Origin of the sequence: Klebsiella sp. PL-2018 (assembly GCF_019048985.1) — a bacterium.
Classification (GTDB): domain Bacteria; phylum Pseudomonadota; class Gammaproteobacteria; order Enterobacterales; family Enterobacteriaceae; genus Klebsiella; species Klebsiella michiganensis.
Genome location: NZ_CP077673.1, coordinates 2,792,187 through 2,803,002 on the forward strand (window position 1 = coordinate 2,792,187; position 10,816 = coordinate 2,803,002).

The following is a 10,816-nucleotide window of genomic DNA, read 5'->3' on the forward strand; positions in this document are numbered from 1 at the left end:
TCGTAAGAAAAATCCTAAAGTAAGCTTGGGGATGAGTGCTGCCTCCGGGCCAGTGAAAACCCCATGGTTTACATTTCGCAGGGATTTTTCTGAAATTCACTCGTCTGGACAATAAATATTAAACAAACTTATAATTCACCCACTTCACTCATGGGTATATCCCCATGGCGCCTATTATACGCATTTCTATAAAGGATGATTGCACTTTCATGAGGGAAAGGAATGTTAACTATTTTCAGCCATAATCATTTTTTTAAGAAAGCCATACGTCTGAAAATAAACGACATAAAAGCGGTCAGAAAGGCGAATCTGGTCGATTTGTGCTTAACAAAGTACGCATCCAGCAGCTGCGCGCAGTTCCATTTTTTGATAAACAGCTTTGAAATGAAAAAGAATTTTGTTTGTTTCCGGGTTGAAGGTAATATTATTTGTTTGATAAACAAAAGGCGCACCGCACATATCGCCAGTATTATCGCCAGAGTGACTGATGGCATCCCCGTGGGAGAGGACATCACGTTAACAGAGAGAGAATTTCAGTATATTTTTATTATGAAATTTACCGTACTGGCAAAAGATTACCCGGAGCTGCTCGGCATTTCGCCCAAGGCCTACAGCAGCTATAAAAGAAGATTAATTGAGAAGTTCGGCTTTAACTCATTTCATGCGCTACTGGGTAATGACTCCAACTTACTGATAGTGTTTTATGTTCAGATAATGCCCGATGACTTTGTCATGCAGCTCCACCGATTTTGAGAACGACAGTGACTTCCTGCCCAGCCTTGCCAGATGCTGCCTCAGATTCAGGTTATGCCGCTCAATGCGCTGCGTATATCGCTTGCTGATAACGTGCAGTTCTCCCTTCAGGCGTGATTCATAAAGCGGCCAGCCATCCGTCATCCATACCACGACCTCAAAGGCCGACAGCAGGCCAAGAAGACGCTCCAGCGTGGCCAACGTGCGTTCACCGAATACGTGCGCCACAACCGTCCTCCGTATCCTGTCATACGCGTAAAACAACCAGCGCTGGCGTGATTTAGCGCCGACGTAACCCCACTGTTCGTCCATTTCCGCGCAAACAATGACGTCACTGCCCGGTTGTATGCGTGAGTTTACCGACTGCGGCCTGAGTTTTTTAAGTGTCGTAAAATCGTGTTGAGGCCAACGCCCATAATGCGTGCACTGGCGCGACATCCGACGCCATTCATGGCCATATCAATAATTTTCTGGTGTGTACCGGGCTGAGAGGCGGTGTAAGTGAACTGTAGCTGCCATGTTTTACGGCAGTGAGAGCAGAGATAGCGCTGATGTCCGGCAGTGCTTTTACCGTTACGCACCACGCCTTCAGTAGCTGAACAGGAGGGACAGCTGATAGAAACAGAAGCCACTGGAGCACCTCAAAAACACCATCATACACTAAATCAGTAAGTTGGCACCATTACCCGCTACTGGCGCTGTCTAATTATTTACACGCTTTTTCGCTGCTCGATAAATTTACGCCGGATTAATTGCTGCACCTGCATGCGTGACTATACCTTTATCTTCGCACTCTCATCTTATTTTTCCGCCTGCCACGACTGTTAAGGAGCGCACTCACAAAGTGTCTCTTTTTCATGTCATCTATCCCATGTCTTGCCTCAAAGGGCGAGCGGGGGACAAAGGAACCCCACCACGATCTGTTCTCGTCATTTCTGGCGCTTTGGGACCGCGGCATCAGCGTCTATAATCCGCACAGCGATGTGTTCCGCGAGCGGCGAAGCTAATCGTCTGTTGAAAATAGCATTAAGCCTTACGACAACCTGATTGCCGTAAGCTGCCCAACTACAATAAAGGCTTATATGAAACAAATGACGTTGAGTGACCTTCGGCAACAAAGCGAACAGGCTGTAGCTTCGCCTCGCTTGCGTGCCCATCGTAATTTCCACCCTGACTTAAGCGATCCGGTGCAACGCCTGGCCGTCGCTATGGAGCCGGGTACCTATGTTCGGCCTCACCGCCACCCGCACACTTTTGAACTGCTGACATCCCTTAGCGGACGTTTTGTGGTGTTGACCTTTGATGATGCTGGCAACGTGACCGAGCGCGTGGTGTTAGGCGAAGAGTGTAAGGTGCTGGAGATGGCGGCGGGTACCTGGCATGCCGTGCTGTCGATGGATAAAGGCGGCGTAATTTTTGAGGTTAAATACGGTGGTTACCAGCCGGTTTCTGAGCAAGACGCGGCCCCGTGGGCGCCAGCTGAAAACGCGCCGGGAACCGCCGAGCTAATGAAGTGGTACGCCCGGGCGCAAGTGGGTGATGGCGGTTTTACCCTGTAATCCAGGCATTGCGCGGGGAGCAGCCCCGCGCCAGCTTCCTTTACCCCCGATACGGATAAGCCGTTCCCGGCGCGTCAGCGGCTTATCAAACTGGTGACAAGCTCCTGGCTCTATTTATTCATAGTATTTATTCATAGTTAAATTTATCCCCTGAAATAGGGCTGGCGATATCCCTTTCACGAAAGTGTTAAACACATCTTAAACCACTATGCTATAATTTTTACGGTCTTTGTAAAGAATCTTCAATAAAGAAATGTGGTCATTTCGGCACTATAATTTATCTGCGGGGAAGGATCGGAATATACTTGTTAATAGCCGATCAGGGGAATCAGTGGCTTTATGAATAAACATTAATGATTGCTTGTATAAATTATAAGCTATTGATTTTTATTGTTTTTAACAAATTGCAATCTTTAATTTATCTAATCATTAGAATTTCCTTATGATAATTTATCTATTTTAGTCAAACCTTCTGCATCTCTGGGTTGCGTAAGGCGTGATTCAGAATATTTGCCAACGCAATCAGTGAATGATTGATGTACATCAATTAACAACCGCTGTTGTCGTCACAGTTATGGTATTTGGTCTAAAAAACTGGAACTTTTAATTTCAAGTCTCTTTGCGAATTATCGCATAATAGCCTCACTCAGAAGGCATCTGAGATTTGATATTTTATTAATAGTTAGGGACGAAATAATATGAAATTAAAATTACTAACAGTGGCCGTCTCTACACTTCTTGCTGCAGGAACCGTGCAGGCAGCTGAAGTGTATAACAAGGACGGAAACAAACTCGACCTCTACGGGAAAGTGACCGGCCTGCATTATTTCTCCAGCGATAAGTCAGAAGATGGCGATCAGACCTATGCCCGTCTGGGCTTCAAGGGTGAAACCCAGATCAACGACCAGCTGATCGGCTACGGCCAGTGGGAATATAACTTCAGCGCCAATAACGTTGAAGGCGACAACTCCGGCGACAAAACGCGTCTCGCGTTTGCAGGCCTCAAGTTTGGCGAATTTGGCTCTCTGGACTACGGCCGTAACTACGGCGTCGCCTATGATATCGGCGCCTGGACCGATATGCTGCCGGAGTTCGGCGGCGATACCTGGACCCAGACCGATGTCTTCGCCACCGCGCGTACCACCGGCGTTGCCACCTACCGTAACAGCGGTTTCTTCGGCCTGGTTGACGGCCTGAACGTCGCCGTACAGTACCAGGGCAAAGAAGAGGGCAACGGTCGCGATCTGGCGAAACAGCATGGCGACGGCTGGGGTCTGGCCTCGACCTATGAGTACGAAGGATTTGGCGTAGGCGCGGCCTACGCGGCATCCGATCGCACCGATGCGCAGGTCAGGGAAGGTCGCGTGAATCCTGACTTCTACGCCCGTGGCGAAAAAGCGGAAGTGTGGGCGGCCGGTCTGAAGTACGATGCTAATAACATCTATCTGGCAACCACCTATGCTGAAACCCGCAACATGACGAAGTTTGGTAAAGGCTATATCGCCAATACCGCGCAGAACTTTGAAGTGGTTGCTCAGTATCAGTTCGATTTCGGCCTGCGTCCGTCCATCGCCTACCTGAAATCAAAAGGCAAAGATCTGGGCCGCTACGGCGACCAGGATCTGGTTGAATACGTTGATGTCGGCGCGACTTACTACTTCAATAAAAACATGTCTACCTATGTGGACTATAAAATCAACCTGCTGGATGACACCAGGTTCACCAAAGATGCCAGCATCAGCACCGATAACATCGTTGCCGTGGGCATAACCTACCAGTTCTAAAACAACGCCTTTTATTGAACCATGCCTGCCAGCTTACCCTCCTGGCAGGCATTTTTTATACTTGAACGCAGGGCGAGACGAAAAAGCCCGACGCCGTTTCCCGCGCCGGGCTGAGTGAGAAAAGAGGGAGTTTACGGCGCGGTACTGAAAAACTCGCCGAATTTCACCGCCAGCCAGCCCACCGGGGTGGTGGCTCCGCCCACGATATTAGTGATTTCCGCCATCCCTTCCGGCACCGGAATGTTAGAGTTGACCGCCGCCTGGGTGTATTCCCGCGAAATATCCGTCCCGACGTACAAAATACAGGTGACCACCAGCGTGCCGGTGATAAACATGCGGAACATATTGCGTTTGCAGAACGGCGTCACCATCGCCAGCAGGAACATCAGCGAGGCCAGATCGACAAACGGCAGCACGCGGTTGCCCGGCAAAATAATCGCCAGCACCACCGCCATGGGGATCAGCAGCAGCCCGGTCGCCAGCACCGAGGGTTCGCCAATAAGCAGCGCGGTATCCATGCCGATATAGAAGTCGCGGTTGGGAAATTTCGCTTTCAGCTTCGCTTCCGCGGCATCGCGCACGATAAGCAGACCCTGCACTAAAATTTCGATCATTTTCGGCAGCAGCAGCATGGCGGCGGAAACTTTAATCGCCAGCGACACCGCGGCTGCAACATCGTATCCGGCAAGGAAGGCCAGCAGCAGCCCCAGCACGAAGCCCAGGGTCAGCGGTTCACCGAAGACGCCGAATTTTTTATTAATACTTTCTGGGTCGAAATTAATTTTATTAATCAGCGGGATCTTATCAATAATATAGTTACAGGCAATACCAAACGGCACGTAGGTTATACAGGTAAGATGGGGGAATGATATCCCTTTAAGATTATAGTTTTTTTGCAAATACGGTGCGGTTAAATCCGCCGCCAGCAGGGTTAAGATAAATATGCCGAAGGTAATGCCAACGGAGAGCCAGTAGTTACCGGTGCCGGCATACACGACCGACCCCATAATCAGGAAAATCCAGTAGTTGAATATATCGATATTTACCGTCTTGGTTAATTTAAGCAGCAGCATGGCGATATTGATAACAATAAATCCCACGACCACTGGCAGCATCAGCGGCGAGCCCCAGCCGATAGTGGAGGCGGTCGGCCAGCCGGTATCGACCACCGTCAGGTGCAGACCGATGCGTTCAACCATGGCCTGCGACGCCGGGCCGAGGTTGGTCAACAGCAGGCCGATCACCAGACCCACCCCTTCAAAACCGATACCGACCAGCATCCCGGCTTTAAATGCGGTGCCAATTTTAACGCCGAAGCACAGGGCGATAATAAAGAATATTACTGGCATCATCACTGATGCCCCCAGACTAATAATGCTGTTGATAATATCCATAATATTTCCTTAAAAGGCGGCCGAATTGGGCGCGAGCGAACCCGTGCCCAATGGGCCGTAGCAAAAACCTTACGCGGCTCTTTTAATATTTAACCGAGTTGCTTCAGCAAGATCTCAGAAAAAATCTTCGGCGAATTGCTGAAGGCATCAATAGTACTGCCGGCAATATGCGGCGTTATCGTGACGTTATTCAGCGAATAAAACGCGCTATCGTCCGGCAGCGGCTCATCATCAAAAGTGTCGAGGGCGGCGCCCATGATTTTACCGTCCTGCAGCGCGGCGATCAGATCGCCTTCATTAATTAAGCCGGAGCGTGCGGTATTGACGATAATGGCGCTCTCCTTCATTAATTCAAAATGATGTGCGTTAATCAGGTTTTCCGTTTCCGGGGTCATGCGGGCATGCAGCGAAATCACATCCGCACGGCGAACCAGCTCATCGAGAGAGTCCACCTTTTCATAGCTGTCATGGCCGGGGACGTACTTATCGTAAAAGATAATCTCGCTGCCGAAACCGCGCAGGAAGCCGGCCACCAGCTGAGCGATATGCCCCAGCCCGACCAGACCCACCACTTTGCCGCCCAGTTCAGGAATGGCCCGGTGGTTAGGACTCTCTTTGCGCCAGAACTTATCGCGCAGCGCATCGTGCGAGCGGGCGATGTTGCGCATTTCCGCCAGAATCATGCCGACGGTAAACTCCGCCACGCTGCGGGCATTACGCCCCGGCGTGTTCATTACCTCAACTCCGCGCGCTTTGGCCTCCGCCTGATTAACGTTTTCAATGCCGCCGCGCAGCACGCCAACGTATTTAAGCTTTGGCAGCTTGTCGAATACCGCCGCGTTAACCGGGGCGAACTGGACGATCAGGATCTCAACCTCCTCAGCGCCCTGAAGCAGGGCGGCAGGCAGCGCCACCGCTTCGGAGCCTTGCTGTTCAACCAGTAAATTATCCTCCTGCAGTTTTTCAATCGACTCGTGCGACCATTCGCGCACTTCCACTGTAATACCTTTATCTTTCAGCGCTTTCAGCCCCGCGTCCATCATCGCTGCATTGATAAACAGATCGGCAATTGCCAGACATTTCATAATGATTCTCCATAAATTAACGCATCAACATACCGCCGGTGACATCCAGAGTCGCTCCCGTCATATAGCTGGTTTTCGGAGAGACCATGAAGACGCCGATGTCGGCAATTTCGTGCGGCTGGGCTACCCGGCCCACCGGAATACGGCTGACGTAATAGTCAGGATTCTGCTCAATGTTTTTACGGATCATCGCGGTATCCATAATGCCGACGGCGATGTTGTTGACATTGATTTTCTGTTTCGCCACCTCGCGCGCCAGCGAGATAGAAAATGCCACCAGGCCCGCTTTACTGGCCGCGTAATGTGCATGACCGGTGGTCGAACCGTGGAAGGCCGCCTGAGAAGTGATATTCAGAATGCTGCCGGCCCGATCTTTCGCCAGGCAGTGGTTGACAAACATCTGGCTCAGGTGGAAAACCGCCTTCAGGTTGACGTTCATCACGCTGTCCCACTCCTGCTGGGTGATTTCAGTGACGTAGCCGCTTAGCCAGATCCCGGCGTTGTTGACCAGAATATCGGCGTTCCCCAGCCGCTCAATGCAGGTCGCGAACAGATTCTCCCGGCTTTGCTCATCGGAAAGATCGGTTTTCACCGCAATAATCTCGACGCTGGCGCTATTTTTTACCGTATCGATCAGCTGCTCCGGGCGCTCCTCATCACGCATATAGGTGAAGCAGATGTTGACTCCTTCTCTAGCGAGGGAAAGGACAAACTCTTTGCCCAGTCCCGTTGCGCCGCCGGTGACGATAGCCGTGCGGTGGTGTAAATTCAGATCCATACTTTCCTCGCTTAATGCGTGATGTAGTTACTGCAGCTTTTCCACGGAGACTGCATTTCCGATAGCAGATTTTTGTAGAGCTGATACTTATCCTGATAGACCTTGTTATTGTCCGGGTTTGGCGTGACCGTTCGCGAAACGTGAACCATCTCATTTGAGGCGGCAAAGACGTCATCAAACCAGCTAACCATGACCGCGGCGGTCATCGCGGTGCCCAGGGTGCCGTGCTCTTTCACGTCGACAATCTCCAGAGTGGACTGGAAAATATCGGCGAATATCTGCAGCCAGACCGCAGAGTTAGTGACACCGCCCGCAATCCGAATGGTGCGGCTTAGATCAGGGTTGATGTTGCGCAGACGTTCGGTGTGATAAAGGTGGCTGAAGGCGACCCCCTCGTAGATAGCGCGCAGAAAATGCGCTTTTTTATGGAAGCTATTCAGGCCGATAAACCCCGCGGAGGCGTCCGGGATGGTGTTGGAGCCGAAGACAAACGGGAAGAACAGCAGGTGGCTCTCGGCGGGCGTTGTCGTGGAGACCAGCTCATTGCACAGATCGTAGACTGACGATCCCTGCGCTGCCGCGGCGGTGCGATCGCCTTCCATAAAGTTATTGATAAACCACTCCAGATTACTGGCGGATGTGGGGCTGGCCTCGGTAATTAACCATTTGCCCTCAATCGGATAAATCGAGGTCATAAAGAGATCCCGGTCGATAACCGGATGGTCGGTCACGTATTCATTGATGCTCCAGGTGCCGGTAATAATCGCCAGCTTATCCAGCGTATTGATGCCGGAAGCGATGGATGACGCCGAGATATCAAACACGCCGCCCGAGACAGGCGTGCCGGCAGACAAACCGGTTAGCTGCGCGACGTCGTCGGTAATGTAGCCGCAGCAATCGGTGGAGCGTTTAATGGGCGGAAGCTTGTCGCGCAGATCGCCGAGCCCCCACCAGGCCAGCAGCGAGGCATCATAGTCACGGTCGCGAACGTTGATCAGGTTAGTCCCTGAGATATCGGTAAGTTCGAGAAAGGCTTCGCCGGTCAGATAAAAACGAATCAGATCTTTGACCATGAATATGTAGCGCGCGTTGTTCAGCGCTTCAGGCTCGTTCTCTTTCAGCCAGGCGAGGAGGGCGACGGGCTGGCCTGCCCAGATGGACTGCATGGTTTTGGGCAAAATGTCGCTGACAAACGTCGGGTCGCGGTACCACTTTTCAACCCAGCCCTTAGCCCGGCTATCGGTGGAAATGATCCCGTTGCGCACCGGGGCGCCCGTTTCATCCACCATATACAGCCCGTTGCCGTGGCCGGTGACCGCCACGCCTTTGATCTGGCTGGCGTCGATCCCCGACTGCGCGAGGGCCGTTTTAATGACTTCAACGTTGGCCGCCCAGAGTTCGTTGATATCTCGCTCGGTGTGAAATTCCTTCGGGGTCAGCATTTGCGTAGACTTCGACGCGCTGGCCACCACGTTGCCGGCGCGATCGTAAATCGCCGCTTTTGTGACGGTGCCGCCGTTATCAATGCCCATGACGTAGTGTTGTTTCATTGACGTGGACTCCTTATGCGTTACCATAAACCGGGTTCGCTGGTAGTAATGCCTTTAAATCCGGCATGGAAAATTTTATCTACAAGGTATTTCCGCTTTACAAAGCCTCCGGCGATGAATATCACGTCAAAGCCTTTTAAATTCCGGCTAATCAATTCCAGACACTGGCAGGCATATTCAGCAGGTAGGATTTCAATAGCATCTGGCGGGTTATGCTTAACAATATCGATGGAGTGATCCAGCGAACGCGAGTCGATGAGCAATACCCGGAAGATAGTTAACAATCCCTCTTTTTTGGCATAGCGTAGGGCCGAGAGATTGGACGAAATAACACCATCAACCTTGTAGTAATTTTTGAGCAGACTGATCCCCGCCTGGTCGGGTTTAAAACCGCCCAGTAGCTCCAGGTGAATAAGCACTTTTTTGCCGCGCTGATGGCATTTGCCAATCAGCGATTGCAGGTTGCCGATATTTGCTTCGGACAGCAGTACGTATTCTGATGCGCAGGCCAACGCCTGTTCAAAATGTTTATATTTTCTGACGGAAGGAATGATGGTGTTATTTAAGAACATATTAATATCCGATGTTATTTAGCCATGTAGAGGCTGTAGGCATCTTCCGCTGTGGCATTTTCATGGATGATGGCGTTCAGACCTGCTACTACTTTTGCCGGCTGTGGGTCCTGAGTAATATTGCGGCCCACCGCCACGCCTTTTGCACCCACCTGCATACAGTGCTGCACAAATTTAAAATAACCGTCGATGCCGGTTTTCGGGCCGCCCAGCGCGAGTACCGGCACGCCGGCCGCTTCGACGATAAGCCGATCATCTTCGGTACCGGTAAAGCGGGTTTTGATCACGTCAGCCCCCAGCTCTACGGCGATGCGGGCCGAGGCGGCGATAACGGCCGGGTTGTTGGAGTCGTCGCTGGTCACGGGATAGCCGTACGGCAGGGATTCCACGATCAGCGGCACGTTCCAGCGATCGGCGGCCTGCGCCAGCTGCATCGCCATGATGTGCGTTTTCTCTTCATTGAACGCGCCGGGGAAGGTCATGCACACCACGCCTTCCGCAGCCACTTTCAGCGCATCCTCAATGGAAAAGACGGGGGTCGTATCGGGAACGGTATTATCAAAAATATTCACTGTGCTATCGACGCGTAATACAACGGGAACGCAATTGAAAACTTCGCGGAAATTTTTCAACATGCCATAAGTGACCAGCGCGCAGTCCAGGCCGCTTTCAACAAGGGCCGGAAGCTGATTTATCGTATTATCAATACCATTTGTTTTGCTTGAAAAATAGTAGCCATCCAGCGCCAGCGTGACGGATTTACCATCTTTTGCGAAAATGCGAGAGAGACGACGTTCTTTAGACATTTTTTGACTCCTGAGATAGAAAAAAACAAAAAAGGCCCTCAGAGACTTTCGTCTCTGAGGGCCTTCGATTCACTTACCCTTTTGATAATCGTTCAGTAATCCAAACCATTATCAATTAATTTTTCAGCCTGACGGGTAGGGTTTAAATGGTGTTTAATTTAAATCCGTTCCCTTGCTTGAATTAATTACTAGCATGCCTGCGTTCTTTCTGTCTAGCCGTTGTTGATAAACTGAGATGCTTATCACGAATTAAACTTGAGTTTAATCTTATCGGCGCTTGCGAATTTGAACACCAACAGCCGATTTTATTGTGCTTATGCTAAGAGTAAAAACTCTATCGTCAACTGCGCCAGCAGCAGCAGCAGGGCAATCAGCGCCAGCCATTTCGCCGGACGCAGCTTATGCTGCGGAATAGAGGTATTACGCAAACGCACGAACCATGGATTGTTTTTCATTATTGACGTCCTGTCCCTGATGTCTGTTAACGGGATCGACAGAAACTGAATGACGATCTAATTAGCTGATATTAATGGAT

11 protein-coding genes are annotated in these 10,816 nt (G+C 50.9%); 3 read left to right on the top strand and 8 right to left on the bottom strand.

The window, feature by feature from the left end:
- Nucleotides 1–222 precede the first annotated feature (222 nt).
- Nucleotides 223–753, top strand: a complete 531-nt coding sequence (locus tag MKleb_RS12980; RefSeq protein WP_228740797.1) for a hypothetical protein — start codon at nt 223–225, stop codon at nt 751–753.
- On the opposite strand, the gene MKleb_RS12985 is transcribed toward MKleb_RS12980, so the two are convergent.
- Nucleotides 688–1,385 (bottom strand): IS1 family transposase gene (locus tag MKleb_RS12985; RefSeq protein WP_223274117.1). Its coding sequence is split into 2 segments (ribosomal slippage): nt 688–1,136 and nt 1,136–1,385, totalling 699 coding nucleotides; the frame shifts between segments, so codons are not numbered across the junction. The two genes, MKleb_RS12980 and MKleb_RS12985, sit on opposite strands and share 66 nt — an antisense overlap.
- Before the next feature lie 450 nt (nt 1,386–1,835).
- Between MKleb_RS12985 and MKleb_RS12990 the strand changes: the two genes are divergently transcribed.
- Together MKleb_RS12990 and ompC are read left to right on the top strand one after the other, a co-directional pair.
- Nucleotides 1,836–2,312 (top strand): WbuC family cupin fold metalloprotein, encoded by a 477-nt coding sequence (locus tag MKleb_RS12990; RefSeq protein WP_025106267.1) that lies wholly within the window; start codon nt 1,836–1,838, stop codon nt 2,310–2,312.
- Nucleotides 2,313–3,010: 698 nt separating this feature from the next.
- Nucleotides 3,011–4,096 (top strand): porin OmpC, encoded by a 1,086-nt coding sequence (gene ompC / locus MKleb_RS12995; RefSeq protein WP_025106268.1) that lies wholly within the window; start codon nt 3,011–3,013, stop codon nt 4,094–4,096.
- Between the two features lie 131 nt (nt 4,097–4,227).
- Here the strand turns inward: ompC and MKleb_RS13000 are convergent, their stop codons facing one another.
- The 7 genes from MKleb_RS13000 to MKleb_RS13030 form a co-directional block, all read right to left on the bottom strand.
- Nucleotides 4,228–5,490, bottom strand: coding sequence for a PTS galactitol transporter subunit IIC (locus tag MKleb_RS13000; RefSeq protein ID WP_004851075.1), 1,263 nt, complete (start codon nt 5,488–5,490; stop codon nt 4,228–4,230).
- Nucleotides 5,491–5,579: 89 nt separating this feature from the next.
- On the bottom strand, nt 5,580–6,575 hold the full coding sequence (locus tag MKleb_RS13005) for a 2-hydroxyacid dehydrogenase (protein ID WP_025106269.1): 996 nt from the start codon (nt 6,573–6,575) through the stop codon (nt 5,580–5,582).
- Between the two features lie 16 nt (nt 6,576–6,591).
- Nucleotides 6,592–7,353 (bottom strand): SDR family NAD(P)-dependent oxidoreductase, encoded by a 762-nt coding sequence (locus MKleb_RS13010; RefSeq protein WP_025106270.1) that lies wholly within the window; start codon nt 7,351–7,353, stop codon nt 6,592–6,594.
- Nucleotides 7,354–7,364: 11 nt separating this feature from the next.
- Nucleotides 7,365–8,903, bottom strand: a complete 1,539-nt coding sequence (locus MKleb_RS13015) for an FGGY-family carbohydrate kinase (protein WP_025106271.1) — start codon at nt 8,901–8,903, stop codon at nt 7,365–7,367.
- Between the two features lie 20 nt (nt 8,904–8,923).
- A complete protein-coding gene (locus MKleb_RS13020; protein ID WP_004851068.1) occupies nt 8,924–9,475 on the bottom strand; it encodes a glycerol-3-phosphate responsive antiterminator in 552 nt (183 codons plus the stop codon).
- Nucleotides 9,476–9,489: 14 nt separating this feature from the next.
- A complete protein-coding gene (locus tag MKleb_RS13025; RefSeq protein ID WP_004851066.1) occupies nt 9,490–10,281 on the bottom strand; it encodes a class I fructose-bisphosphate aldolase in 792 nt (263 codons plus the stop codon).
- 314 nt (nt 10,282–10,595) lie between these two features.
- On the bottom strand, nt 10,596–10,736 hold the full coding sequence (locus tag MKleb_RS13030) for a hypothetical protein (RefSeq protein ID WP_004851064.1): 141 nt from the start codon (nt 10,734–10,736) through the stop codon (nt 10,596–10,598).
- Nucleotides 10,737–10,816: the final 80 nt, after the last annotated feature.

Excerpts from the sequence above, each read along its gene's own strand:
- MKleb_RS12980 (WP_228740797.1), top strand. The coding sequence starts at position 223 with ATGTTAACTATTTTCAGCCATAATCATTTTTTTAAGAAAGCCATACGT.
- MKleb_RS12990 (WP_025106267.1), top strand. The coding sequence starts at position 1,836 with ATGAAACAAATGACGTTGAGTGACCTTCGGCAACAAAGCGAACAGGCT.
- ompC (WP_025106268.1), top strand. The coding sequence starts at position 3,011 with ATGAAATTAAAATTACTAACAGTGGCCGTCTCTACACTTCTTGCTGCA.
- MKleb_RS13000 (WP_004851075.1), bottom strand. The coding sequence starts at position 5,490 with ATGGATATTATCAACAGCATTATTAGTCTGGGGGCATCAGTGATGATG.
- MKleb_RS13005 (WP_025106269.1), bottom strand. The coding sequence starts at position 6,575 with ATGAAATGTCTGGCAATTGCCGATCTGTTTATCAATGCAGCGATGATG.
- MKleb_RS13010 (WP_025106270.1), bottom strand. The coding sequence starts at position 7,353 with ATGGATCTGAATTTACACCACCGCACGGCTATCGTCACCGGCGGCGCA.
- MKleb_RS13015 (WP_025106271.1), bottom strand. The coding sequence starts at position 8,903 with ATGAAACAACACTACGTCATGGGCATTGATAACGGCGGCACCGTCACA.
- MKleb_RS13020 (WP_004851068.1), bottom strand. The coding sequence starts at position 9,475 with ATGTTCTTAAATAACACCATCATTCCTTCCGTCAGAAAATATAAACAT.
- MKleb_RS13025 (WP_004851066.1), bottom strand. The coding sequence starts at position 10,281 with ATGTCTAAAGAACGTCGTCTCTCTCGCATTTTCGCAAAAGATGGTAAA.
- MKleb_RS13030 (WP_004851064.1), bottom strand. The coding sequence starts at position 10,736 with ATGAAAAACAATCCATGGTTCGTGCGTTTGCGTAATACCTCTATTCCG.